The organism is Nonomuraea sp. NPDC049637, from assembly GCF_040675235.1.
Taxonomy (GTDB): domain Bacteria; phylum Actinomycetota; class Actinomycetes; order Streptosporangiales; family Streptosporangiaceae; genus Nonomuraea.
The window spans coordinates 15,648-40,109 of record NZ_JBFAOM010000005.1 but is presented as its reverse complement, the minus strand read 5'-3'; the positions used below and the strand labels follow the sequence as shown (position 1 = coordinate 40,109).

Here is a 24,462-nt window from a genome sequence, read left to right as displayed (position 1 = left end):
CAACTCGGACGTTAGGCACATCTGGTAAGAAGGTTCTTCCGAGCACCAGAAGGGCCTGTCACAAGGGTGAGCATCGTCGTCGTACGGCGCCCGGAGCGCCGCCCCAGCCCGAAGTCGCCGCGCGGTGAGATCCTGCTGGAGTCCCCACCGGAGATCCCCGAGGTCCAGTCGCAAGGCATGATGGCGGTGCTGACGTACCTGCCGATGGTGGCGGGCGCGGCCGCGATGGGCCTGATGTTCACCGCCGGGGGCACCAACGCCAACCCCATCATGTACGTCGCCAGCGGCCTGTTCGCGTTCTCGATGGTCGGCATGACGGTCGGCCAGATGGGCCGCCAGGCCGGCGAGCGCAAGGCCCGGCTCAACGGCGCCCGCCGCGACTACTTCCGCTACCTGGCGCAGACCCGCAAGAAGGTGCGCAAGGCGGCGATCCAGCAGCGCGAGGCCCTGGAGTGGAGCGGCCCGGCCCCCGACACCCTGTGGTGGACCGCGATGGGCCCGCGCCTGTGGGAGCGCCGCCCCCGGGACGAGGACTTCAGCACGGTACGCCTCGGCACCGGCATCCAGAAGCTGGCCATCCAGCTCATCCCCCCGGACTCCAAGCCGGTCGAGGACCTGGACGCCCTGTCGGCCGGCGCGCTGCGCCGCTTCATCCGCACCCACTCGACCGTCGAACGCCTCCCGGTCGCCGTCGCGCTGCACTCCTTCGCCCGCATCAAGCTGGACGGCGACCCCGCCCTGGTCCGCGACCTGGTCCGGGCCATGATCGCGCAGATGGCCGTCTTCCACTCCCCCGACGACATGCGGATCATGGTGTGCGCGAGCAAGGAGTGGATGAGCCACTGGGACTGGGTCAAGTGGCTGCCGCACGCGCTGCACCCCGAGGAGACCGACGGTGCCGGCCAGGTCAGGCTCATGGCCGAGAACCTGGCCCAGCTCGACCGGCTGGTGGGCGCGGAGCTGAAGGAGCGGGCCCGCTTCAAGCCGGGCGCCTCGCCGGACGCGCTGCCGTACCACGTGCTCATCCTGGACGGCGGGCACGTGCCGCAGGAGTCGCAGCTCGGCGCGGACGCCATCGACGGCGTCACCGTGATCGACCTGTCGAACTCGGCCGGGACCGTCGAGGAGCGCAGCACGCTGCGGCTGCGCATCGACGCCGCCGGCTTCCACATGGTCAAGCTGGACCACGCCGGCCGCGAGAACACCAACCGGCTCGGCGACCCCGACGCGCTGGACTACCTGCGCGCCGAGGGCCTGGCCCGCCAGCTCGCGCCGCTGCGCGCCTCCTCGGCCAAGGGCGGCGACGCCCAGGACGTGCTGGCGGTGAACACGACGCTGACCGAGCTGCTCGGCGTCGGCGACCCGACCCGGCTGGAGCCGTCGGTGACCTGGCGGCCCCGCGCGGGCCGGAACCGGCTGCGGGTGCCGATCGGCCTCGGCGCCGACGGCCGGCTGGTCGAGCTGGACATCAAGGAGTCCGCCCAGGGCGGCATGGGCCCGCACGGCCTGGTCATCGGCGCGACCGGCTCCGGCAAGAGCGAGCTGCTGCGCACGCTGGTGCTCGGCCTGGCGGTCACGCACTCCTCGGAGATCCTCAACTTCGTGCTCGTGGACTTCAAGGGCGGCGCGACCTTCCTCGGCCTGGACGGCCTCTCGCACGTCTCCGCGGTCATCACGAACCTGGAGGACGAGCTGCCGCTCGTGGACCGCATGCACGACGCCCTGCACGGCGAGATGGTGCGCCGCCAGGAGCTGCTGCGCGCGGCCGGCAACTACGCCTCCCTGCGCGACTACGAGAGGGCCCGCGAGCAGGGCGCCAACCTGCGCCCGCTGCCCACGCTGTTCGTCATCCTGGACGAGTTCAGCGAGCTGCTGACGGCCAAGCCCGAGTTCATCGACCTGTTCGTGATGATCGGCCGGCTCGGGCGCTCGCTCGGCGTGCACCTGCTGCTGGCCTCGCAGCGGCTGGAGGAGGGACGGCTGCGCGGGCTCGACACGCACCTTTCGTACCGGATCGGTCTGCGCACGTTCTCGGCCATGGAGAGCCGGGTCGTGCTGGGGGTGGCCGACGCCTACGAGCTGCCGTCCGCGCCGGGCAACGGGTACCTGAAGTTCGACACCTCCGGCATGACCCGGTTCAAGGCCGCGTACGTGTCCGGCCCCCACCAGGTCGACCCGCGGCACGTCGCCACCACCGACGGCTCGGTGACGGTCCGGGAGATCGTCGAGTACGGGCCCGACTTCGTGCCCGTCCCGATGGTCGAGGAGCCGCCCGAGGACCCCGCGGCGCAGGAGGAGAGCAACAAGGCGCAGCAGAGCCTCCTGGACATCGTCGTCGGCCGCCTGGTGGGCCAGGGGCCGCCCGCGCACCGCATCTGGCTGCCGCCGCTGGCCGAGCCGCCCACGCTCGCGCACCTGCTGCCCCCGCTGACGGTCACGCCCGAGCTGGGGCTGTCCACGGCCGGCTGGACCGGCCGCGGGCGGTTGCAGGCCGTGGTGGGGATCATCGACCGGCCGTTCGAGCAGCGGCGGGACCCGTACTGGCTGGACCTGTCCGGCGCGGCCGGGCACGTGGGCGTGGCCGGCGGCCCGCAGAGCGGCAAGAGCACGATCCTGCGCACGCTGATCACCAGCATGGCGCTCACGCACACCCCCCGCGAGGTGCAGTTCTACTGCCTGGACTTCGGCGGCGGCGCGCTGGCCTCGCTGGAGGGGCTGCCGCACGTCGGCGGCGTGGCCTCCAGGCTGGACGCCGACCGGGTGCGCCGCACGGTGGCCGAGATCGCCTCGATCCTGCGCGACCGGGAGCGGGAGTTCACCGAGAACGGCGTCGACTCCATGAGCACCTACCGCAGGCGGGTCGCCGACGGCTCGCTCCAGGGCGACGGCTGGGGCGACATCTTCCTCGTCGTGGACGGCTGGCTGACGATCCGGCAGGACTTCGAGGCCCTGGAGCCGGTCATCACCGACCTGGCGGCGCGCGGCCTCGGCTACGGCATCCACGTGGTGGCGGCCACCGGCAAGTGGTCGGAGTTCCGGCCCGGCATCCGGGACCTGTTCGGCACGCGGGTGGAGCTCAAGCTCGGCGACGCGTACGAGTCCGAGATCAACAGGAAGAAGTCGCTGGCCGTGCCGGAAGGCGTGCCCGGACGCGGCCTGACCAAGGACGGCCTGCACTTCCTCGGCGCGCTGCCCAGGATCGACGGCGTGCAGGACTCCGACGACCTGGCCGCCGGCCTCCAGGGCCTGGTGCAGGCGATCGGGGACTCCTGGCAGGGCCCGCCCGCCAAGCAGGTCAGGCTGCTGCCGTCGGTGCTGCCCGCCGCGTCGCTGCCCGGCGTGGAGGAGACCGGCAAGTCGCGGATCGCGATCGGCGTGGACGAGGCCGCGCTCGCGCCCGTGCTGATCGACTTCGACGCCGACCCGCACTTCATCGTGGTCGGCGACACCGAGAGCGGCAAGTCCAACATGCTCAAGGTGATCGCCGAGAACGTCGTCGCCCGGCACACGCCGCGCGAGGCCATGATGATCGTGATCGACTACCGCCGGTCGCTGCTGGACACGGCGGTCAGCGAGAACCGCATCGGCTACGCCGCCTCCAGCGCCGCCGCGCTCGAACTGGTCAACGACGCCCGCAACGCCCTGCTCAAGCGCCTGCCGCCGGCCAACCTCACGCCCGAGCAGTTGCGCGCCCGCGACTGGTGGAAGGGCTCCGACCTGTACATCGTGGTCGACGACTACGACCTGGTGGCCACGTCCAACAACCCGCTGCTGCCGCTGGTCGAGCTGCTGCCGCAGGCCCGTGACATCGGACTGCACCTGGTCATGTCGCGGGCCATGGGCGGCCTGGGCCGGGCCATGTTCGACCCGGTGATCCAGCGCGTCAAGGACATGGCCAGCCCCGCGGTGATCCTGTCCGGCAGCAGGGACGAGGGCTTCCTGTTCGGCAACGTCCGCGCCCAGCCGCAGCCTCCGGGACGCGGCTTCGTGGTGGACAGAAGGTTCGGCTCGCGGCTGGCGCAGACGGCGTTCTGGCCGCCGGCGGAGGAGGAGTGATGGCAGGACTGGACATCCACTTCGAGGCCCTGGACGACTGCCGCATCGCGGCCAAGACCGTGGCGGGCAAGTTCGGCGACCTGGCGGAGAGCTTCCCCGCCGGCGCCGCCGACTCCTCGATCTTCGGCAAGCTGGCCGACTCCGCGGCCCTCGCGACCGCCGTGGACCAGGTGGAGAGCGTCGCCGACCGCGAGTTCGGCAAGGCCAGGAGCCTCGTCCAGAGCGTCGAACGGGCCCTGGACCTGGTGGAGAGCAACGTGCGGAAGGCGAACTCCCCGGCATGAGCGCACCGGAGGCGATCAACGCGCTGCCCGGCGGTCCCACGCTGGCCGCGCTGGCCGGGCAGGTGAGCGGCGACCCGGGCGCGATCCGCGGCATCGCCAAGCGCTGGCGTACCGCCGCGGGCAAGGTGCTGGCCGACTCCGGCGAGCTCGGCAGCGCCGTCACCACCGTGGATCTGGCCTGGGAGGGCGACTCGGCGGACGCGTTCGTCCGCTACATGTGGAGCTACGGCAGGGCCGGCCAGGACCTGCACGACGCGCTCAACTCCTGCGCCGACGCCCTCGACGCCGCCGCCGGCGTGCTGGAGAGCTCGCAGCGCCAGGTGGACGGCATCTGCGACCGCCTGCTCACCCGCGTCCAGAACCACCGGACGGCCAACCCCGACGCCAAGCAGGAGGACCTGGACGCCGAGATCGGCCGCCTGGTGCGCGAGGAGACCGAGAACGCCAGGAAACCGGTCAAGGACGCCAAGGACGCCGTCACCGACGCCAAGAACGCCATCGGCACGGCGCTGGGCGAGCGCACCACGACCTTCGCCCAGATCAAGGCGGCGGGTGACCAGGAGTTCGTGCCGGACGCCGGGCACCGGTTCGACTGGCGGCGTACCCAGAGCTACACCTCGCCCTATTCGGGCACCGGCGGCAGCCCCATCATCGGCGGCTACGGCCCGAGCGGCCCGCCCCCTCCCGCGGGCGGCGGGCCGGCGCCCACGGGCAAGGTGAAGCAGTGGATCGAGGAGGCCGTCGCCATCCTCAGGGAGCAGGGCTACCCGGTCGAGAAGATGAACGTCGACGACATCTGGATGATCATCCAGCACGAGTCGGGCGGGAACCCGCACGCGATCAACCTGTGGGACTCCAACGCCGCCGCCGGGCACCCCTCCAAGGGGCTCATGCAGACGATCGACCCGACCTTCAACGCCCACGCCCTGGACGGCCACCGGGACATCTACAACCCGGTGGACAACATCATCGCGGGCGTGCGCTACTCGATCGAGCGCTACGGCAGCGTATCCGCGGTGCCGGGGGTCGTGGGCATGAAGACCGGCTCCGGCTACCGCGGATACTGAGACCTAGCCGCAGTTCGCCCAGTCCACCTGGGTGTTGCCGATGCCCGCGCTGCCCGAGTAACGCACGCACTTGCCCTTGGCGAGGAGCTTGACCGGACCGGCGTAGTACTCGTAGTTGCCGCGGTCGGTGTTGCTCGGGCCGCCCTGCACCTCCAGGGTCGCGCTGACCGGCGTCGCCTTGCCGACGTCGGGGCCGGACTTGAGGGTGACCACGCAGTTCTGCCCCGTGCTGTTGTTGTACAGCTGGTACGTCGCGCCGCCGGTGTACGACGTGGACCGCTGGACCACGAAACCGGACCCGCACACCTGCGTCGGCGTGTAGGGGTTCGGCTTCGCCGTCGGCGTGGGCTCCGGCTCCTCGGTGGGCTCCGGCTCCTGCGTCGGCTTCTGGGTCGGCTTCTGGGTCTGGGTCGGCTGCTGCGTCGGCTTCTGGGTCTGCGTCGGCTGCTGCGAGGCCGTCGGGATGGCCGTCTGGGTGGCCGTCGTGGTGCCCGACGCGGTGGGGGACGGGGTGGGCGTCTCGGACGGCTTCTGCGTCGGCTTCCCGTTCGGCCTCTGGGTGGGCGTCTCGGTCGGCTGCTGCGTCTGCGTCGCGGACGGGGTCGGCGTGACCGTCCTGGTGACCGTGGCCGTCGGCTCGGGCTCCTTGGTGGTCTTCCGCTCCTGCACGGTCGGCTGGATCGTCGGGACCGTCAGCTGCTGGGCCGCCGTCGGCGTCGGCACCGTGGTCAGCACCGGCACCTGCGGGGGGTCGGCGGAGGTGTCGTCGTTCAGCACCAGCGGGCCCACGCCGTCGTCGTCAGGGGACGGCGTGGTCGCCCAGGGGGCGGTGACCTCGGCCTGCGGCTGCGTGGGCACGGCGGTGACCGCCTTCTGGGCCGCCGCCGCCGCGCCCGAGGTGGGCGAGGCGGAACCCGCCGCGGCGGCGGGCTCGAAGGTGACGTTGGAGGAGTAGCGGCTCGCGCCCCACAGGCCGATCGCCGACAGCAGCATGACCGCGACCACGCCGGCGACCAGGCCGATGGGGAACGGCTTGCGCGCCGGTCCGGTGCTGCCCGCACCGGCCATCGCGGGCTGGGCCGGCTCGGCGGACGGGTTCTGCGGTCCGGGCGGCGGCCCCCAGGCGGCCTGCACGGGCACCGGCGGGTACTGCACCGGGACGCCCTGCACCGGCTCGTCGTCCATGGGAAGGTGCTGCATCGGGGCGGGCTGCATCGGGGCGGGCTGCATGGGCTCATGGCCCATCGGGCCCTGCGGCGGCACACCGGGCAGGAACGGGCCGGGCTGCATCGGGTCGTGCGCCATCGGACCGTTCGGGACCGGACCGTTGGCCATCGGGCCGTTGGGGACCGGGCCGTTGGGGACCGGGCCGTTGGGGACCGGGCCGTTCGGCATCGGGCCGTTGGGGATGGGGCCGTTGGGGATGGGGCCGTTCGCCATCGGGCCCGGGTGCATCGGGCCGTTCGGGATCGGGGCGCCCTCGATGGCCAGGGGCAGCACCGGCGGCCCGCCCGGCACGGGCGGCTGGCCCGGGAGCGGCGGCTGGCCCGGCACGGGCGGCTGGCCGTCGACCATGGTGACGAGGTCCGCCGGGTCGGACGGCGGCAGCTGCGACGGCGGCATCGGGGAGGACGGCATCTGCATCAGCACGCCGTCGATCGGCGCCGCCGGCATGGGGGCCTTGTCGTCCCCCAGCAGGCGCAGCAGCGCCGTGTACGTCGTGGGCCGTCCGGACACGTCCTTGGACAGCGCCGCGAGGACCGTCTGGCGCAGGGGGTCGGGCAGCCCGTCCACCACGGGCTCGTCCGTGAGCACGGCGTGCGCGTCCTGGCCGAACGGCGCGGAGCCGGTGGCGGCGAACACCACGGTCGCCGCCCAGGCGAAGACGTCGGCGTAGGGCCCGTACTGCAGGCCGTTGAGCTGCTCGGGGGCGCGGTAGCCGATCTCGCCGGCCGGGTCGCCGATCTCGATGTCGGTGACGCGCAGCCCCTCGCCGGTGAGGATCACGTTGCTGGGGGTGAGCCCTCGGTGCGCGAATCCGGCCAGGTGCACCGCGGTCAGCGCGGTGAGCATGCCGACCGCCACGCGTTCGAGCGCGTCGCCGGTCAGCGGGCCGTCGGCGGCGACGGTCTCGGCCAGCGAACGTCCCTCGACGTGCTCACGCACGACGTAGAGCAGGCCGTCCTGGACGCCGGCGTCGAGCGTGCGGGCCACGTACGAGCTGGACACCCGGCTGACGTCCTTGAGCCGGGTCACGAAGTCCGGGTCGGCCGCCGGGTCCACGGTCAGCGTCTTGATGGCGACCGGATCGGCGTCCTCGGACTCCTTGCCCAGATGAACGGCGCCACGCGGGCCCTGTCCCAACAGGCTCACGATCTCGTGATCGCCGATCCGCTCCGGTACTGCTGCCTGGGGGGAGTCCTTCTCCACCATGACCGTCCTTTCAGGAGTCCGTCATGATCAGAGACATTTAACCAAATACGCCCCATAAGCATCAGCAGTTTCGGCCACCCACTCTTACAGTTAACCGTCAATTCTTCCGATATCCGGCGGCGAGCCGGGCCGCCAGCGCCGCCTGCGTCCCATGGGCACGAACACCCAGGCCGCCAACGCCAGCCCGACCAGCGAGAACCCGCCCGCCGCGACCACCGTCGCGACCTCCATCGACCGCCGGTCCGGCGGCACGGCCTTGCGCACGACGGTCGCGGGCAGCGGCGGCGGCACCGGCGGCGCCACGGCCACCTGCTCCGACGGCAGCACCGCGGTCACCGCGAGCAGCGGGTTCACCATCCCCGCGCCGGTGCCCGTCCCGGACGCGCCGTCCGCGGTCAGCGTGATGCGCCTGCGCACCTGGAGCTGCGTCAGCCCGGGATGGCGGGCCCGGACGAGCGCGACCACGCCGGCCACGTACGGGGCGGCGTAGCTGGTGCCCTTCAGGTCGGACTGGTACCCCTTGAGCGGCCAGGTCGAGCTGACGCCCTCCCCCGGGCCGAGCACGGCGACCGCGTTGGGGTTGGAGAACGTCGAGCGCCCGCCGTCCGGGGTCGCCGAGCCCACCGACAACACCCCGTCGTACGCGGCGGGGTAGGAGGGGGTCGACGTGCCGTCGTCCTTGGACAGGTTGCCGGCGGCGGCGACGATCACCACGTCCCGCCCCAGCGCGTAGTCGACGGCCGCCTTCAGGTCGGGGGTGTCGGAGGCCTCGACGGAGACGTTGATGACGTCGGCGTGCTCGTCCACGGCCGTCTTGATGGCCTTGGCCAGCAGGCCCACGTCGCCCCGGTCACCGGTGACGTACTTGATCGACAGCAGGCTCACGCCGGGGGCGACGCCGTGGAAGGGGATGTCCTTGCGCGGCAGGCCGGCGATGAGCCCGGCGACCGCCGTGCCGTGGCCGACGCAGTCGCGGTAGCCGGTGTTGGTGAGGTCGGCCTTGCCGCCCAGCCGGATCTGGGGGTGGGTCTCGTCCACGCCGCTGTCGATGACGGCGACCGTGACGCCCCGGCCCGTGGTCAGCGGCCACACCTTCTCCGCGTTGACCCGCCGCTGCGCCCAGGTCTCGCCGATCGCCATGGTGGCCTTCTTGGGCGTGCACCGCACGGGCGCGGCCTGCGCCGGCGCCGCCGCGAACTGCAGGGCAAGCATGCTCGCCGCCAAGGCGCGACCAATCATGGAGAAAGAGCGTAGCCTGCCCGATCCGGGAGGAAAGCTCCGCTCACGACGGAAGAAGCCCCGGCGGCGGACCAGGGCCCCCGTCCGTGCTCACTGCGTGGCGGACTCGATGTTCCGCTGGTACGTGCCGATGACCCGGGAAGCCTCCTGCAGCTCCTCGGTCATGCGCTGGAAGGCCGTGCGGTAGTTCTGCCAGGCCTGACTGAAACGCTGGGCTCCGGGGCCCGTCCACGCGGTGCCGACCTTGGCCGCCTCGCGGTCGAGCGCGGTCATGATGGTGCGGAGCGCCTCGGACTGCTGCGTGAACTGGCTGGCCATCTGCTGCATTTCCGCGGGGTTGCCGCCGAGCATACTCTGGCTCATGCATACCTCCTGGAACTGGTGAAAGCGCCCTCACCATAAAGCGGGCCACCGCCCGTCGCCCCCGTTATGCCGAGCGGCTATGGTCGTCCAGAGGATTATTCGGATCTAAGGAGTTATCCGCTCATGCGCGAGGTCGTGGTGACGGGTGGCGGCACCGGGATCGGCTACGCCATCGCCGAGGCGTTCGCCGCTCTCGGCGACCGCGTCACGATCACCGGCCGACGCGAGCACGTGCTGAAGGAGGCCGCCGCGCGGCTGGGGGCGGCGTACGTGCCGTTCGACGCCGCGAGCCCGGCCGCCGTCCAGGGCGCGCTCGACAGCCTGCCCGCCCGCGTGGACGTCCTGGTCAACAACGCCGGGGGCAACACGAACCTGGAACGCGGCCAGTCCGGCGACCTGGCGGACGTCGCCGAGGCGTGGCAGGCCAACCTCAACGCCAACCTGCTGTCCGCCGTGCTGGTCACGACCGCGCTCGCGCCGCGCATGGGCGAGGGCGGCCGGATCGTCTCCATCGGCTCGATCGCCGCGCGCGGCACCGGGTCCGGCTCGTACGGCGCCGCCAAGGCCGCCGTCGAGTCCTGGACCGCCGACCTGGCCGCCGAGCTGGGCCCCCGGGGCATCACCGCCAACGTCGTGGCTCCCGGCCTGGTGATGGAGACCGAGTTCTTCCGCGGCAGGCTCACCGAGGAGGGCATCAGGGCCCGCGTGCAGAACACGCGTAACGGCCGCCCTGGCACCCCCTCCGACGTGGCCGATACCGTTCTCTTTCTGGCATCCGCGGGAGCCGGGCACATGACGGGGCAGGTGCTGCATCTGAACGGCGGCGCGTACCTCGGCCGCTGAGCACTCACGAGGACCACGAGGAAGGGACGAAGGTCGGTGCGGAAGGTTCTGATCGCCAATCGCGGCGAGATCGCCGTACGGGTGGCCCGCGCGTGCACGGACGCGGGGATCGGCAGCGTGGCCGTCTACGCCGACCAAGACATCGACGCCCTGCACGTCAGGGTGGCCGACGAGGCGTACGCGCTGGGCGGGCAGTCCCCCGCCGAGACCTACCTCGACATCGCCAAGCTGCTCGACGTCGCCGCGCGCGCCGGCGCCGACGCCGTCCACCCCGGCTACGGCTTCCTGGCCGAGAACGCCTCGTTCGCGCAGGCCGTCATCGACGCCGGCCTCACCTGGATCGGGCCGCCCCCGGCCGCCATCGCCGCGCTGGGCGACAAGGTGCAGGCCAGGCACATCGCGCAGAAGGTCGGCGCGCCGCTGGTGGCCGGCACCAAGGACCCGGTCTCCGGCGCCGAGGAGGTCGTGGCGTTCGCCGAGCAGCACGGCCTGCCGATCGCGATCAAGGCCGCGTACGGCGGCGGCGGCCGCGGCATCAAGGTCGCGCGCAGGCTGGAGGAGGTCGCCGAGCTGTACGAGTCCGCCGTGCGCGAGGCCGTGGCCGCCTTCGGCAGGGGCGAGTGCTTCGTCGAGCGCTACCTCGACCGTCCCCGGCACGTCGAGACCCAGTGCCTGGCCGACCGCGCGGGCAACGTGGTCGTGGTCAGCACCCGCGACTGCTCGCTCCAGCGCCGCCACCAGAAGCTGGTGGAGGAGGCGCCCGCGCCGTTCCTGTCGCCGGAGCAGATCGACATCCTCTACACCAGCTCCAAGGCCATCCTGAAGGAGGCCGGCTACGTCGGCGCCGGCACCTGCGAGTTCCTCGTCGGCCAGGACGGCACGATCTCCTTCCTGGAGGTCAACACCCGGCTGCAGGTCGAGCACCCGGTCAGCGAGGAGGTCGCGGGCGTCGACCTGGTGCGCGAGATGTTCCGGATCGCCGACGGCGAGCTCCTGGGCTACGACGACCCGGCCCTGCGCGGCCACTCGATCGAGTTCCGGATCAACGCCGAGGACGCCGGCCGCAACTTCCTGCCCGCCCCCGGCACCCTGACCGCCATGCGCACCCCGGCCGGTCCCGGCGTCCGCCTCGACGCGGGCTACGAGGCCGGGATGACGGTGCCGCAGACGTTCGACTCGCTGGTGGCCAAGCTGATCGTGACCGGGCGCACCCGTCACGAGGCCCTCGACCGGGCCCGGCGGGCGCTGGCCGAGTTCGAGATCGACGGCATGCCGACCGTGCTGCCCTTCCACCGGGCGATCGTGACCGACCCGGCGTTCACGTCCGAGCCGTTCACCGTGCACACGCGGTGGATCGAGACCGAGTGGGACAACCCGGTCGAGCCGTACGCGGGCGAGGTGGCCACCGCGCCGGCCGCTCCGGCGGCGCGCGAGACGGTGACGGTCGAGGTCGGCGGCAAGCGCCTTGAGGTGGTGCTCCCGGCCGGCCTCGGCATGGCCGGCCCCGCGCCCGCCGCGGCCAAGGCGCCGCGCCGGTCCGGCGGCGCGCGCAAGCACGCGACGGCCGGCGGCGACGCGCTGGTCAGCCCCATGCAGGGCACGATCGTCAAGGTCGTCGCGAACGACGGCGACGTGGTGAGCGAGGGCGACACGGTCGTGGTGCTGGAGGCCATGAAGATGGAGCAGCCGCTGACGGCCCACAAGTCGGGCACCGTGACGGGCCTGTCGGCCGCCGTCGGCCAGACTGTCACGTCGGGCGCCACCATCTGCGAGATCAAGGACGCCTGAGCCCGCTCCCCTGTGCATACGCGCCGTCGCGGGCAGGTAACGTGCCCAGTGAGGAACTTTGCCGACCGCCCGTTCGTCCTCATGGGCGAAGGAGGCTTGCTGCCAATGACCCATTCGCTGCGCCGAGCAGGGGCCGCGATCGCGGCTCTGATCGCCGGGCTGTTCGTCGTTCTTGCGCTGTCCCCTGCCGCCAACGCGGCGGCGCCACCTGACGCACAGACTGTGGTGCAAAACTGGAAAAAGGCCCCGCTCTACGTGGTGTCGGGCTCCCCCTTGAGCTCCAGCCAGCAGAGTGACATCAACGACGCGCTGAAGGACGCCGACAGCAAGATCTACGCTGTCGCGCTGCCCGACGGCACCTTTGACAACTCGACCGTGGGCCCGTACCTGTCGTCGCTGGGCAAGGCGCTGGTCGAGGCCGGTCGTCCCAAGGTGACGGTGGTGGTGTTCGACGGCGAGACGATGTTCGCCGGGTCCAACGCCCTGCGGAACAACCTCGCCGGCCAGCTGGTCAAGCTCTCGGTGAACGCCAACTCGGGCGACATCGTCGCGGGCGTGAAGGACTTCGCCAACCGGGTCGACGCGGCGGGCAAGAACGACCGCAGCGGCGCCCTGAGCCCCAGCAGCCAGGCCAACCCCGGCGCCGGCGGCCAGTTCGCGCTGGTGGCCCTGCTCGGCCTGCTGGTGGTCGGCGGCGGCGGCTACTTCCTCTACTCCAAGAACAAGAAGAAGAAGCGCGCCATCCAGGAGGCCAAGGACCTGGCCGCGGTCAAGCAGACCGTGGAGGAGGACGTCACCAAGCTGGGCGAGGAGATCACCGAGCTCGACACCGACGTCACCCTCGCCGGCCAGGGCGGCGGGCACATCACCGAGTGGCAGCAGGCGCTCGACTCCTACGAGAAGGCCAAGGTCCAGCTCAACGCGGTCCAGCGGCCCGACCAGGTCCGCGAGGTCACCCAGACCCTTGAGGACGGCCGTTACGCGCTGGCCGTGGTGAAGGCCAAGGTCAACAACCAGCCGATCCCCGAGCGGCGGGCCCCCTGCTTCTTCAACCCGCAGCACGGCCCGTCGGCCCGTGACGTGCGCTGGGCCCCGCCCGGCGGCGCGGTGCGCGACGTGCCCGCCTGCGCGATGGACGCCGAGGCCGTCGAGCGCGGCTTCGACCCGCAGATGCGCGAGGTCATGGTCGACGGTCACCGTCGCCCCTACTACGACGCGGGCCCGGCCTACCAGCCGTACGCCTATGGCTACTACGGCGGCTTCGGCGACATCATGACCGGCATGTTCATCGGCACGATGATGGGCAGCATGTTCCACGGCGGCTGGGGCGGCGGCGGCTACGGCGCCGGCTACGCCGAGGGCTACCAGGACGGCGGCGGCGGCGACCTCGGCGGTGGCGACTTCGGCGGCGGAGGGGACTTCGGCGGCGGAGGCGGCGGCGGCTGGGGCGACTTCGGCGGCGGCGGCGACTTCGGCGGCGGTGACTTCGGCGGCGGCGACTGGTAAACCCTGCGCCGACCCTGACGGGCGCGCCCTCCCTTTCCGGGGGGCGCGCCCTTTTCGCGTTCCGGTGTCAACCTTCCCGGCCTGTCTCCGCGTTGAGGCCAGGTGAGTGATTCATCCGACGCCGCTTCCTACGCCGCCTCCTACGCCGCCTTCGTGGCGGCGGCCTGGGACAGGACGGTCAGGGGAGCCGGCCCGGTTCGTCCACCACGCCCGCCGCCAGGTCGGCGCTCGCGTAGAACGTGCCCTTGCGGGCCGTCACCTCGCCGCCGAGTACCTCGTCCTGGAGGGTGTCCACGCGCCTGCCGAGGAAGCGGTAGGTCGCGGCGTCCAGCACCAGGTACGACCGCGAGACGATCTGGCCCTGCGCGTCCCGCACCGGCCCTCCGGGGACGGAACCGGCGGGCTCGTAGGCGATGCCGATGCCCGCCCGGCCCGCCGCGTCCCGTACGCCGAGGTCCACCCGCACTCCGGGCAGCTCGGCGAGCGCGCGGAAGATGGCGGCCTCGACCTGCGGCGGCATGGGGACACCCGCGTCGAGGTAGACCGACAACACGCGGAACGCCCGCGCGTCCGGGTGCTCGGCGTCCGCGCCCTTCGTCCGGGCCGACCAGTGCCGGTCGCCCTTGACGTGGTCCAGCAGCGCGGCTGGATCGGTGGGCAGGCCGGCGAGCTTGGCCGCGTACTGCCGGGGGGTCAGGTCGTCGTCGCCGGGGTCGGGGGTGATGTCCTGGAATTCCAGGGAGCCGCCGTTCTGGCGGAGCGCCTGGCGGGTGCCGTCGTACCGGGTCCAGTATTCCTGCACCGTGCCTCGCTCCTCGGAGGGCTGCTTGACCAGGTGCTTGCGGTACAACCACTGGTCGGCGCGCGGCTGGTGGTGCTTCCGGCGTCCCTCGGCCACCAGGGCGGCCTGGCGCAGCACCGTCTCGGCCCGTACCGGCATGGTGGTCACGGCGGCCGGCGGGGCCGGGGCCGGAGTGTGGGAACCGTTCACCGCCACGACGACGGCGGCGACGGCTGTCGCGGCGGCCAGCAGCGACGGCACCGCCCAGAACCGGCGCCGCTTCCGGGCCGGGGCCTGGCCCGACGCCGGGGCGAGGGCCCGGGCACGCACGGCGCGCAGGCGGTCGGCGGCGGGCTCCGGGGCGTCCGCGCGCAGCTCGCGCAGGAGCGTGAGGTCATCGTCCACGGCCGGGGTCCTCCTCGTCGGTGTCGTAGGTGGCTGAGTGCGCGGCGTCGCGGGCGGCCGGCGGGGCGGCGTCGTGGAGGGCTGACGGGTCGATGCCGCCCAGGGCCGCGCGGGTCTTCCTCCTGGCGCGGTGCAGGCGCGAACGCACGGTCCCGATCGGGACGCCGAGCGCGCGGGCGACCTCCTCGTAACTGAGGTCCGCCCAGGCGATCATCAGCAGCACCTCGCGGTCCTGCTGCGACAGCGTCGCGAGCGCCCCCGCCAGCTCGCGGTGCGCCGCCCCGGCCGACACGCGGGCCGCCACCCGGTCGGCGTAGCTCTCGGCCACCGCGTCAAGCCCCGTCCTGGCCAGGGCGCGGTAGGCCCTGATCTCGGTACGGCGATGCTTGCCGATCAGGTTGGCGGCGATGCCGTACAGCCAGGGTCGGGCGTCGCGGTGGGCGGTGTCGTAGCGGGCGAGACGGCGGAAGGCGTCCAGGAACGTCTCGGCCACGATGTCGTCGGCCAGCGAATCGCCCAGGCGGCGGGTGACGTATCTGTGGAGCGCGGGGGCGTGCCGGTCGTACAACGCCGTGAAGGCGGCGGGGTCGCTGCGGGCACGTCTGATCACCTCCGCGTCGTCCACCTCGGTGTCCTGCGTCAAACTCTCGGCTCCGTTCTTCGGGCTGAACACCCCCTTTCACCCGATGACTCGGATCCGGTTCTCGTACAGGCCACGAAGGGCTTCGCCGATGGGCGCGCTTCGCGCGACGTGGGCTCAGGCTGCGTCCATGTGGGGGCAAGCCGCCACATGCCCAGCGGGGACCTACCGGTCCCCGCATCCCTCGGACGAACCCGACTCCGAAGCGGCAGACGCCTGCCTCAGATGTTGAATTCGCCCTGGTTGGCGCCGTGCAGGAACGCCTGCCACTCCGCGGGCGTGAAGATCAGCGCCGGGCCCTGCGGATTCTTGCTGTCACGGACGGCGACGATCCCCGGGAGGTTCGTCGCGACCTCGACACACTGCCCTGTGTCGGCGCTGGCGCTGGACTTGCGCCATTGCGCATCATCAAGGTTCAGCTGGTCCATTTGGCTATCGCACCCTCTATCGCCTGTCGAGTGACGTTCTTCGGCTGTGCGTGCGCTCTGATGTTGTCATACCTCTGCTTCAAACGTGCGACTGCGTCATGGTCGTCTGACACCTGTCCGGACAGAAGCGAGTCCGCCGAAACCACCTCGGATCCGTCCCGCAGCCGGGCCAGCGCGAACGCGCTCACCATGCCGGCTATGCAACCAGCCGTGCGCGGAAGCAGCTGAACAGTGATCTGAGGATGCTCGGTGAGTTCCAGCAGAAAGCGCAGTTGCCCGACCAGGACACCGGTCCCGCCGAAGGGCCGATGGAGGACTCCCTCCTCAATGACTGCGAGAAGGGATGGCGGGTTGGCTGCCTCGAAGACGCCGATGCGCCGGATCCGCGCTTGAACCTGCTCTTCCACCTGATCGGATGAGCCGGTACCCGCGAAGACGGCACGGGCGTAGTCCACGGTCTGGAGCATGCCGGGGATCACGAGCGGATCCCAGGATTGCAGGATGACGGCTTGCGGTTCGATCTCCTCGACCCACCGTGCGAACCAGCCCAGAGCGGGTGACTGGGAGATGCGCTCGTGAAGGCCGGTGAAATGGCCGTCGGTTCCGAATGCCTTGTCCACCTCGCGCGCGAATTCCAGCGTAGGGACTCGTCGGCCTTTCTCGACATGACTGACGAGTGACTCGTGACAGAGAATGCGGAGCGCTAGAGCGGATTGTGTCATTCGAGCCGCTTTACGTCGTTCCGCGAGGTCGCGGGCGAAACGCGCCCTGGGCGACAAATGGTCGCCAACATCGGGAGTCATGACTTCTCCGCAGTTCAGGAGCAAGGGGATGGCCTCATGGCAGGCTACTGCGACATCCTTCCGACAATCAATACAGAGCAGGTGTAGCGCTTTGTCAGACGAGTTTCGCCAGCCGGGCGCACCGCGGAAGCATGTAACCGTTCATGCTTGATCCGGGCGACAGCGTTTCTGTCGCGAGAAACGGCCGCCAGAACCTCCCGATTTGCTTTGGGTTGAAACCATGTCAATTTGCCACACCTACCAAGGCTTGACGTTGCGGCGCGATGACCGAGCTCCCGGAGAAAGTCGGCAGACGATTCGGCGCTGGCTGGCGGACGTCGACCCGCCGGTTCGCGACGACGCCCTGACGGTCGTATCAGAGCTGGTCACCAACGCGGTCCGGCATGTGCCACCGGGCCCCGACCGCGACTGGGTCATGGAAAGGGCCGGGCCTAGCGGACCACCCGGTACGTCAGGTGCGTGACCAGGGCGGTGCCCGTGGGAGGGGCGGCGGGGGTGAGGGTGATGTCGCCGGCGTCGGCCAGGAGGCGTTCGCCGCGGCCGAGGATCACCGGCGCGACGTGCAGGCGGAGCTCGTCGATGAGGCCGGCGGCCAGGTACTGGTTGACGGTGGCGGCGCCGCCGGCGATGGCGATGTCACGGTCCCCCGCCGCCTCCTGCGCCATGGCGAAGGCGGCCTCGATGCCGTCCGTGACGAAGAAGAACGTCGTGCCGCCCTTCATGGGCAGCGGCTCGCGCGGGTGGTGGGTGAGGACGAACACCGGCGCGTGGTACGGCGGCTCCTCCCCCCACCAGCCGGTCCAGTTCGGGTCGAAGGCGCCGCGGCCGGGGTCGAACATGTTGCGGCCCATGATGAACGCCCCGGCCGCCGTGATGGCCTCGATGACCTCGGCGTGCTTCTCGGGCTCCTGGAACATCCACTCGTGCAGCCGGTCGCCCACGCCGTCGCCGAACGGCTGCTCCAGGCTCTGGTTCGGCCCCGCCACGTAGCCGTCGACGGACATCCCCATGTCGCACGTGACCTTGCTCATCCTGGTTCGTCTCCTGTTGTCCGTGGCGCCCGTCCGGCGCCTTCACCAGGGAGTCGGAGCCGGCGGCGGGCTCTCTACATGGCGAGCGGAAATTTCCGGGAACGGGGTGGGAGGAGTCGGATCGGAGGAGGTCGGGTAGGTTCGACGGTTAGGAAAGTTTCCTAATTGAGGAGTTGCACATGAGACTCGCCGTGATCGGGGGCGGTTCGACCTACACCCCCGAGCTCATCGACGGCTTCGCCAGGCTGCGCGACGAGCTGCCGCTCACCGAGATCGCGCTGATCGACCCGGACGCCACGCGGCTCGACCTGGTGGCGGGCGTGTCCGGCAGGATGTTGCGCAGGGCCGGGCACCCGGCGAAGGTGATCGCCACCGCCGACGTGGCCGAGGGCGTGGCGGGCGCGGACGCCGTGCTGTTCCAGCTCAGGGTGGGCGGCCAGGCCGCGCGGAACGTGGACGAGACGCTGCCGCTGGAGTGCGGCTGCGTCGGCCAGGAGACGACGGGCGCGGGCGGGCTCGCCAAGGCCCTGCGCACGGTCCCGGTCGTGCTCGACCTGGCCGAGCAGGTACGCGCCCACGCCCCCGACGCCTGGATCGTCGACTTCACCAACCCGGTCGGCATCGTCACCAGGGCGCTGCTGGACGCCGGGCACCGCGCGATCGGCCTGTGCAACGTGGCCATCGGGTTCCAGCGCCGCTTCGCCCGGCACCTCGGCGTGCCGCCGGAGCGGGTCGCGCTCGGGCACGTCGGGCTCAACCACCTGACGTGGGAGCGGTCGGTCGTGGTCGACGGCGTGGACGTGCTGCCGCGGCTGCTCGCCGAGCACGGGCAGGAGCTGGCCGACGACATCGGCCTGCCGGTCGGGCTGCTGCGCCGGCTCCAGGTGGTCCCGTCCTACTACCTGCGCTACTTCTACGCCCACGACCTGGTCGTGAGCGAGCAGCGGGCCAAGCCGTCGCGCGCGGCCGAGGTCGCGGCGATGGAGCGGCAGCTCCTGGAGCTGTACGCGGACCCCGCCGTGGACACCAAGCCGGACCTGCTGGACAAGCGGGGCGGCGCCTACTACTCCGAGGCCGCCGTCGCGCTGATCGCCTCGCTGCTCGGCGACCGGGGCGACGTCCAGGTGGTCAACACCCGCAACGACGGGGCGCTGCCGTTCCTGCGCGACGAGGCGGTCATCGAGGTCCCGGCCAGGGTCTCGGCGTCCGGGGCGGCGCCGCTGCCGGTCGATCCGGTGGAGCCGCTGTACGCGGGCCTGATCGCGAACGTCTCCGCGTACGAGGAACTGGCGCTCGACGCGGCGCTGCACGGGGGCGCGGACCGGGTGCGCAACGCCTTGCTGGCCCATCCGCTGATCGGCCAGGAGGCCGTCGCGGACGAGCTGACCGGCCTGCTGCTGGCGGCGAACGAGCGGTACCTGCCATGGTGATCATCGCCGTGGACGCGGGCAACAGCAAGACGCATGTCGTCGTGCTCTCGGACGACGGCACCATCCTGGCCCAGGGCGACGGCGGGCCGTTCGAGCCGCAGACCGTCGGCGTGCCGGCGGCCGTGGACGTCGTGGAGGAGGCCGTGCGGCGGGCGCTCGGGCCGGCGGCCGCTCCCCCGTACGCCGACCACCTCTACGCCTACCTGGCCGGGGCCGACCTGCCGGTGGAGGAGGAGGCCCTGGCGGCCGAGTTCCGCGCCCGCGGGATGGCCGCCGACGTCGTCGTGGGCAACGACAGCTTCGCGCTGTTGCGTTCGGGGGCGTCCGGGCCCAGCGGAGTCGCGGTGGTGTGCGGCGCGGGCATCAACGCGGTCGGCGTCTCGCCCACGGGCGGGGTGGCCCGCTTCCCCGCGCTCGGCCGGATCAGCGGCGACTGGGGCGGTGGCGGCGGCCTGGCCGAGGAGGCGTTGTGGCACGCCATCCGCGCCGAGGACGGCCGGGGCGCCCCCACCGCGCTCGCCGGCCTGATCAAGGAGCACTTCGGCACGCGGACGGTCGAGGAGGTGGTGCTCGGGGTGCATTTCGGGCAGATCGAGCGGCATCACCTGACCGCGCTCGCCCCCAAGGTGTTCGAGGCCGCCGCGTCGGCTGACGCGATCGCGTTGGAGCTGGTCACCCGGCTGGCCGACGAGATCGTGGTGATGGCCGAGGTGTGCCTGCGCCGCCTGGACCTGCTGGAGACGCCGACGGAGGTCGTGCTGGGCGGAGGCGTGCTGCACGCGCGCATCCCGCTGCTGGTCGCGATGCTGGAGAAGCGGTTCGCCGTACGGGCTCCGCTGGCCAAGCAGGTGGTCCCGGACCAGCCGCCGATCGTGGGGGCCGCGCTGAACGGCCTGGACCGCATCGGGGCCTCCGAGGAGGCCAAGGCTCACCTCCGAGCGCAGTTCCAGAAGGTCCGGGCAGGCTCCTGAGAATCCGAGCGCCGTTCTAGAGAGGTATTGACGCACGTGGAGCGGTAAGTCTAGAGTCAGCCGCCAACCGTCTGGAAAGTATCCGGACGGTTGGCGGTCAAGGAGGCCACCCATGTCCACCAACCCCAGCCGACGTGAGGTTCTTCGACGTATCGGACTCACCGCCCTGACGGCGGGCCCGGGCGCAGGGCTGCTCGCCGCGTGCGCCACGGGCCGCTCCGCCGCTCCGGTCGCCTCCACCTCGGCCGCGCCCACCTCGGCCGCCAACCCCCTCGGCGTGGACGCCGCCAGGCAGCTGGAAGTCGTGATCTTCAGCGGCGGCAACGGCGACGGCTACGCGACCGGCCTGCACGAGGCCCTCTACAGCAAGGCGTACAAGACCGCCAAGATCAAGCACGTGCCCACCCAGAAGGTCGGCACGCAGCTGCGCCCCCGCTTCATCAGCGGCGACGCGCCCGACGTGGTCAACAACTCCGGCCCCGACGCCCTCGACCTGCAGTCGCTCGTCGCCGAGGGGCACCTGGCCGACCTGACGCCGCTGTTCGACGCCCCCTCCCTGGTCGACCCGGCCAAGAAGGTGCGCGACACCCTGGTCGGCGGCGTCTACGAGAACTCGCTGATCGACGGCGTGCCGCGGGTGCTGCAGTACACGGTCGCCCACCGCGCCCTGTGGTACAACGCCAAGCTGTTCGACCAGCGTGGCTGGCAGGCGCCGAAGACGTGGGCGGAGTTCAACGCCCTCGGCGAGGAGGCCAAGAAGGCGGGCATCGCGCTGTTCGCCTACCCGGGCCAGGTCGGCCCGTTCTACCAGCTCTGGAACCTGGTCTACAGCGCCGCCAAGATCGGCGGCAACAAGGTGATCGTCGACATCGACAACCTCGCCGACGGCGCCTGGCAGGCCGAGCCCGTCCGGCAGGCCGTCGCGGCGTGGGCGCAGGTGCAGCGCGACTTCGGCGACAAGGCGTACTTCGGGCTCGACCACACCCAGACGCAGGTCAAGCACCTGCAGGACAAGGTGCTGTTCTACCCCTGCGGCTCCTGGCTGGAGAACGAGATGGCCAAGGACCGGCCGGCCTCGTTCGAGTACGCGATCGCCCCGGTGCCCAGCATCACCGCCGCCGACGCGATGCCGTACGAGGCGATCATGATCGGGGTGAGCGAGGCGTTCTTCGTGGCGGCCAAGGGCAAGAACCCGCAGGGCGGCCTGGAGTACCTGCGCCTGATGTTGTCGCGGGAGGGCGCGCGCGGCTACACCGAGCTGACCAAGAACCTCACCGTCGTCAACGGCGTGGTGGACGGCCTGGACCTGACCTCGGCCGTGCGCAGCGCGGCCAAGGCCCAGGAGGCGGCCGGGACGAACATCATCACCGACGCCCGCTTCGAGGGCTGGTACAAGGAGCTGTTCGACCACGGGCAGGTCCAGACCAACTCGGTGATGTCCGGACGCATCACCCCCGAGCAGTTCTGCGCGAACATGCAGAAGAAGGCCGACGAGCTCAAGGCGGACTCCGCGATCGCCAAGCAGACCAGGAGCGTCTGAGCGATGCGGCGGCACGGCTTCGTCGCGGGCTTCCTCGCCCTGCCCGTGGTCCTCTACGCGGTCTTCGTGATCAGCCCGTACGTCCAGGCGTTCCAGATCGCGCTGACCGACTGGCGCGGGGTGTCGGCGAACCTGAACTTCGTCGGCCTGGACAACTTCCGGCGGATGCTCGGCAACGACACGTTCTGGCAGGCGGTCCGCAACCACGCGGTCCTGCTGGTCACGCTGCCGTTGGCGACCATCGCGCTGGCGCTGGTCTTCGCGTACCTGCTCGGCGACTCGGCGGGCACGCCGGGGGCCCGGTTCTACCGGGTGATCTTCTTCCTGCCGCAGGTGCTGGCCGTCGCGGTGGTCGGCGTGCTGTTCAAGGCCGTCTACCGGCCGGACGCGAGCGGCGTGCTGAACGGCGCGCTGGCGAAGCTGGGCGTCGAGCCGGTCGGCTGGCTGACGGACCAGAACCTGGCGCTGTGGTCGATCATCGCGGTGATGGTGTGGCAGGCGGTCGGCTTCTACGTCGTGCTGTTCTCGGCCGGGATGGCGGCCATTCCGAAGGACGTGTTCGAGGCGGCCGCCCTCGACGGCGCCGGGCGGCTGCGCACGTTCTTCTCCATCACGCTGCCCCTGGTGTGGGACACCGTCCAGGTGGCCTGGGTCTATCTGGGGATCGCCGCGTTCGACGGGTTCGCGCTGGTCAACGTCCTGTCGGTGGAGCAGGGCGGGCCGGACGGCGCGACCACCGTGCTGGCCACGGAGATCTACAAGAACGCCTTCTCCTACTCCCGGTTCGGCTACGCCTCGGCCATGGGCGTGGCGTTGTTCTTCCTGACCCTCACCTTCGCCGCGCTGACGTTGCGCGTGACCCGCCGCCAGAAGGTCGTCTACTGAAATGTTCCGAAAAATCAGCATCCAGGCCGTCCTTGGCCTCTGGGCGCTGCTCATCATCGCCCCGCTGCTGTGGACCCTGCTGGCCTCGTTCAAGAGCAACGCCGAGATCTTCGGCGACGCCCTGCAACTGCCCGGCGAGCTGCGCTGGGACAACTGGGCGCGGGCCTGGGAGCGGGCCAACATCGGCCGCTACCTGTTCAACACGGTCATCGTGGTCTTCTTCGGCGTGGCCGGGACGATGCTGCTCAGCTCGATGGCCGCGTACGTGCTGGCCCGCTACCGCTTCCCGGGCAACCGGCTGGTCTACTTCCTGTTCGTCTCCGGCATGGCCTTCCCGGTCTTCCTGGCGCTCGTGCCGCTGTTCTTCGTGGTGGACGGGCTGGGGCTGCTCAACAGCCACGTCGGCCTGGTCCTGGTCTACATCGCCTACTCGCTGCCGTTCACGGTGTTCTTCCTGACGTCCTTCTTCAGGGCGCTGCCGGACGCGGTGGCCGAGGCGGCGATGATCGACGGGGCCTCGCACACCCGCACGTTCTTCCAGGTCATGCTGCCCATGGCCCGCCCGGCGCTGGTCAGCCTGACCATCTTCAACGTGCTCGGCCAGTGGAACCAGTACCTCATCCCGCTGGTCCTGCTGCCCGGCGACAAGAGCCTGTGGGTCATCACCCAGGGCGTGGCCGACATCTCCACCATCGCCGGCTACGAGGCCGACTGGCCCGGACTGTTCGCCGCGCTCAGCATGACGGTGCTTCCCGTCGTGCTGATCTATATCGTCTTCCAGCGACATATCCAGTCCGGGCTGACCTCAGGAGCGCTGAAGTAGGAATGTCTTCAGGAAACCCCACCGTCTTCCGCACGCTCAACGAGCGCGCCGCGCTCACCCTGCTCCTCGAGCACGGCGGCCTCACCCGCGCCGAGCTGGAACTGCACACCGGCCTGTCCAAGGCGTCGGCGGCCGAGGTGCTGCGCCGGCTGGAGAACAGCGGGCTGGCCAGGAAGGCCGGCCTCAAGCCGGGCAACGCCGGGCCGGCCGCGCAGATGTGGCAGCTCGACGGCTCGGCCGCGCGCGTCGCGGGGGTCGATCTCACCACGAGCTCGATCGAGGTGTCGGTCGCCGACCTGACCGGCCGGGTGCTCGGCACCCATCGCACCGAGGCGACCGGCGACGCCCGGCGGCTGCTGGCCGAGACGGTCGCCGCGGCCGGCTTCGAGCTGGACCGGCTCGACCAGGTCGTGGTGGGCGTGCCGGGAGTGGTGGAGGCCGACGGCCGGCGGCTGCGGCAGGCCGTGCAGCTGTCGGGCTGGTCCGGCCTGGACGACCTGCCGGCCAACGTGCGCCTGGAGAACGACGTCAACCTGGTCGCCATCCGCGAGCTCCAGGAGCACGACGACAGCAGTTTCGTGCTGTTCTGGGTGGGCGGCGGGGTGGGCGCGGGGGTCGTGCTCGACGGCGCGCTCTGGCGGGGCGTCACCGGGCGCGGCGGCGAGGTCGGCTCGGTCATCGTGCCCGACCCGGTCACCACCGGCCGCCGCTACGGTCAGGACGGCGGCCCGCTCGGCGCGCTGCTCGGCGCCGAGCCGCTGGCCGCGCTGGCGCAGGCGCACGGCCTGCCCGGCGACCCCACGCTCGCCGCCGTGAGCCGCACGCTTGCCGAGGCCCCCCAGGGCTTCCTCGACGACGCCGCCGCGCGGGTGGCGCTCGGCGTGACGGCCGCGATCGGGGTGCTCGACCCGGGCCTGGTCGTGCTGGCCGGGCCGCTGTGCGTCGCGGGAGGCGAGCCGCTCAGGGCGCGGGTCGCCGACCGTCTGGCCTCGACGCCGCTGGTGCCGGTGACCGTCGCCCTCAGCGCCGTGTGCGGCAACGCCGTGCTCGGCGGCGCTCTCAGCTACGCCCTGGACCTGACCCGCGAGCGGGTCTTCCAAGCCGGTACGGCCGGTCGTACCGGTGAATCCAACCCCTAAGGACGCA

The 24,462-nt window shown here is 71.5% G+C and carries 20 protein-coding genes; 12 read left to right on the top strand and 8 right to left on the bottom strand.

What is annotated here, in order from left to right; genetic code table 11:
* The first annotated feature begins 66 nt into the window (after nt 1–66).
* The 3 genes from eccCa to AB0J71_RS08840 are packed head-to-tail and all read left to right on the top strand — an operon-like array spanning nt 67 to nt 5,407.
* The gene (eccCa, locus tag AB0J71_RS08850; protein ID WP_352325333.1) at nt 67–4,056 is read left to right on the top strand and encodes a type VII secretion protein EccCa; all 3,990 of its coding nucleotides are present in this window, start codon (nt 67–69) and stop codon (nt 4,054–4,056) included.
* Nucleotides 4,056–4,340, top strand: coding sequence for a hypothetical protein (locus tag AB0J71_RS08845; RefSeq protein ID WP_352325334.1), 285 nt, complete (start codon nt 4,056–4,058; stop codon nt 4,338–4,340). The genes eccCa and AB0J71_RS08845 overlap by 1 nt, the downstream gene beginning before the upstream one ends.
* The gene (locus tag AB0J71_RS08840; protein WP_352325336.1) at nt 4,337–5,407 is read left to right on the top strand and encodes a transglycosylase SLT domain-containing protein; all 1,071 of its coding nucleotides are present in this window, start codon (nt 4,337–4,339) and stop codon (nt 5,405–5,407) included. Before AB0J71_RS08845 ends, AB0J71_RS08840 begins: the two co-directional genes overlap by 4 nt.
* Nucleotides 5,408–5,410: 3 nt before the next feature.
* Here AB0J71_RS08840 and AB0J71_RS08835 read toward each other — a convergent pair whose 3' ends face one another.
* The 3 genes from AB0J71_RS08835 to AB0J71_RS08825 form a co-directional block, all read right to left on the bottom strand.
* Nucleotides 5,411–7,840, bottom strand: coding sequence for a protein kinase (locus tag AB0J71_RS08835; RefSeq protein WP_364413486.1), 2,430 nt, complete (start codon nt 7,838–7,840; stop codon nt 5,411–5,413).
* A 90-nt stretch (nt 7,841–7,930) separates the two neighbouring features.
* Entirely contained in the window at nt 7,931–9,079 is a 1,149-nt protein-coding gene (locus AB0J71_RS08830) for a S8 family serine peptidase (protein WP_352326955.1), read from the bottom strand.
* Between the two features lie 90 nt (nt 9,080–9,169).
* Complete coding sequence (locus AB0J71_RS08825; RefSeq protein ID WP_352326956.1) at nt 9,170–9,442, bottom strand: WXG100 family type VII secretion target; 273 nt, start codon at nt 9,440–9,442, stop codon at nt 9,170–9,172.
* Nucleotides 9,443–9,565: 123 nt separating this feature from the next.
* On the opposite strand from AB0J71_RS08825, the gene AB0J71_RS08820 reads away from it, so the two are divergent.
* The 3 genes from AB0J71_RS08820 (at nt 9,566) to AB0J71_RS08810 (ending at nt 13,579) form a co-directional block, all read left to right on the top strand.
* The gene (locus AB0J71_RS08820) at nt 9,566–10,285 is read left to right on the top strand and encodes an SDR family oxidoreductase (RefSeq protein ID WP_352326957.1); all 720 of its coding nucleotides are present in this window, start codon (nt 9,566–9,568) and stop codon (nt 10,283–10,285) included.
* Between the two features lie 36 nt (nt 10,286–10,321).
* A complete protein-coding gene (locus AB0J71_RS08815) occupies nt 10,322–12,073 on the top strand; it encodes a biotin carboxylase N-terminal domain-containing protein (protein WP_364413484.1) in 1,752 nt (583 codons plus the stop codon).
* 105 nt (nt 12,074–12,178) lie between these two features.
* Nucleotides 12,179–13,579: a hypothetical protein gene (locus AB0J71_RS08810; protein WP_352326959.1), complete on the top strand. Its 1,401-nt coding sequence runs from the start codon at nt 12,179–12,181 to the stop codon at nt 13,577–13,579.
* 178 nt (nt 13,580–13,757) lie between these two features.
* Here the strand turns inward: AB0J71_RS08810 and AB0J71_RS08805 are convergent, their stop codons facing one another.
* The 5 genes from AB0J71_RS08805 to AB0J71_RS08785 form a co-directional block, all read right to left on the bottom strand.
* A complete protein-coding gene (locus AB0J71_RS08805) occupies nt 13,758–14,765 on the bottom strand; it encodes a CU044_5270 family protein (protein WP_364413482.1) in 1,008 nt (335 codons plus the stop codon).
* Nucleotides 14,755–15,408 carry an RNA polymerase sigma factor gene (locus AB0J71_RS08800; protein WP_352326961.1) on the bottom strand — a complete coding sequence of 218 codons (654 nt, stop codon included), beginning with the start codon at nt 15,406–15,408 and terminating at the stop codon, nt 14,755–14,757. The genes AB0J71_RS08805 and AB0J71_RS08800 overlap by 11 nt, the downstream gene beginning before the upstream one ends.
* Before the next feature lie 218 nt (nt 15,409–15,626).
* Nucleotides 15,627–15,833, bottom strand: coding sequence for a DUF397 domain-containing protein (locus tag AB0J71_RS08795; RefSeq protein ID WP_352326962.1), 207 nt, complete (start codon nt 15,831–15,833; stop codon nt 15,627–15,629).
* Nucleotides 15,821–16,636: a helix-turn-helix transcriptional regulator gene (locus AB0J71_RS08790; RefSeq protein ID WP_364413480.1), complete on the bottom strand. Its 816-nt coding sequence runs from the start codon at nt 16,634–16,636 to the stop codon at nt 15,821–15,823. Before AB0J71_RS08790 ends, AB0J71_RS08795 begins: the two co-directional genes overlap by 13 nt.
* 431 nt (nt 16,637–17,067) lie before the next feature.
* Nucleotides 17,068–17,667 carry a dihydrofolate reductase family protein gene (locus AB0J71_RS08785; RefSeq protein ID WP_352326964.1) on the bottom strand — a complete coding sequence of 200 codons (600 nt, stop codon included), beginning with the start codon at nt 17,665–17,667 and terminating at the stop codon, nt 17,068–17,070.
* A gap of 179 nt (nt 17,668–17,846) precedes the next feature.
* On the opposite strand from AB0J71_RS08785, the gene AB0J71_RS08780 reads away from it, so the two are divergent.
* The 6 genes from AB0J71_RS08780 to AB0J71_RS08755 all read left to right on the top strand — a co-directional run bounded on the left by AB0J71_RS08780 (nt 17,847) and on the right by AB0J71_RS08755 (nt 24,455).
* Entirely contained in the window at nt 17,847–19,097 is a 1,251-nt protein-coding gene (locus AB0J71_RS08780; RefSeq protein WP_364413478.1) for a 6-phospho-beta-glucosidase, read from the top strand.
* Complete coding sequence (locus tag AB0J71_RS08775; RefSeq protein ID WP_364413476.1) at nt 19,091–20,068, top strand: BadF/BadG/BcrA/BcrD ATPase family protein; 978 nt, start codon at nt 19,091–19,093, stop codon at nt 20,066–20,068. The genes AB0J71_RS08780 and AB0J71_RS08775 overlap by 7 nt, the downstream gene beginning before the upstream one ends.
* A gap of 112 nt (nt 20,069–20,180) precedes the next feature.
* Nucleotides 20,181–21,608, top strand: coding sequence for an N-acetylglucosamine/diacetylchitobiose ABC transporter substrate-binding protein (gene ngcE, locus AB0J71_RS08770; RefSeq protein WP_364413474.1), 1,428 nt, complete (start codon nt 20,181–20,183; stop codon nt 21,606–21,608).
* Nucleotides 21,609–21,611: 3 nt separating this feature from the next.
* Entirely contained in the window at nt 21,612–22,493 is an 882-nt protein-coding gene (locus tag AB0J71_RS08765; protein WP_352325487.1) for a sugar ABC transporter permease, read from the top strand.
* 1 nt (nt 22,494) lies between these two features.
* On the top strand, nt 22,495–23,316 hold the full coding sequence (locus tag AB0J71_RS08760; protein WP_364413472.1) for a carbohydrate ABC transporter permease: 822 nt from the start codon (nt 22,495–22,497) through the stop codon (nt 23,314–23,316).
* 2 nt (nt 23,317–23,318) lie between these two features.
* Nucleotides 23,319–24,455, top strand: coding sequence for an ROK family protein (locus AB0J71_RS08755; protein ID WP_364413470.1), 1,137 nt, complete (start codon nt 23,319–23,321; stop codon nt 24,453–24,455).
* Nucleotides 24,456–24,462: the final 7 nt, after the last annotated feature.

Coding starts and splice junctions, on each gene's coding strand:
- AB0J71_RS08845 (WP_352325334.1), top strand. CDS start 4,056: ATGGCAGGACTGGACATCCACTTCGAGGCCCTGGACGACTGCCGCATC.
- AB0J71_RS08840 (WP_352325336.1), top strand. CDS start 4,337: ATGAGCGCACCGGAGGCGATCAACGCGCTGCCCGGCGGTCCCACGCTG.
- AB0J71_RS08835 (WP_364413486.1), bottom strand. CDS start 7,840: ATGGTGGAGAAGGACTCCCCCCAGGCAGCAGTACCGGAGCGGATCGGC.
- AB0J71_RS08830 (WP_352326955.1), bottom strand. CDS start 9,079: ATGATTGGTCGCGCCTTGGCGGCGAGCATGCTTGCCCTGCAGTTCGCG.
- AB0J71_RS08825 (WP_352326956.1), bottom strand. CDS start 9,442: ATGAGCCAGAGTATGCTCGGCGGCAACCCCGCGGAAATGCAGCAGATG.
- AB0J71_RS08820 (WP_352326957.1), top strand. CDS start 9,566: ATGCGCGAGGTCGTGGTGACGGGTGGCGGCACCGGGATCGGCTACGCC.
- AB0J71_RS08810 (WP_352326959.1), top strand. CDS start 12,179: ATGACCCATTCGCTGCGCCGAGCAGGGGCCGCGATCGCGGCTCTGATC.
- AB0J71_RS08795 (WP_352326962.1), bottom strand. CDS start 15,833: ATGGACCAGCTGAACCTTGATGATGCGCAATGGCGCAAGTCCAGCGCC.
- AB0J71_RS08790 (WP_364413480.1), bottom strand. CDS start 16,636: ATGACTCCCGATGTTGGCGACCATTTGTCGCCCAGGGCGCGTTTCGCC.
- AB0J71_RS08785 (WP_352326964.1), bottom strand. CDS start 17,667: ATGAGCAAGGTCACGTGCGACATGGGGATGTCCGTCGACGGCTACGTG.
- AB0J71_RS08780 (WP_364413478.1), top strand. CDS start 17,847: ATGAGACTCGCCGTGATCGGGGGCGGTTCGACCTACACCCCCGAGCTC.
- AB0J71_RS08775 (WP_364413476.1), top strand. CDS start 19,091: ATGGTGATCATCGCCGTGGACGCGGGCAACAGCAAGACGCATGTCGTC.
- ngcE (WP_364413474.1), top strand. CDS start 20,181: ATGTCCACCAACCCCAGCCGACGTGAGGTTCTTCGACGTATCGGACTC.
- AB0J71_RS08765 (WP_352325487.1), top strand. CDS start 21,612: ATGCGGCGGCACGGCTTCGTCGCGGGCTTCCTCGCCCTGCCCGTGGTC.
- AB0J71_RS08760 (WP_364413472.1), top strand. CDS start 22,495: ATGTTCCGAAAAATCAGCATCCAGGCCGTCCTTGGCCTCTGGGCGCTG.
- AB0J71_RS08755 (WP_364413470.1), top strand. CDS start 23,319: ATGTCTTCAGGAAACCCCACCGTCTTCCGCACGCTCAACGAGCGCGCC.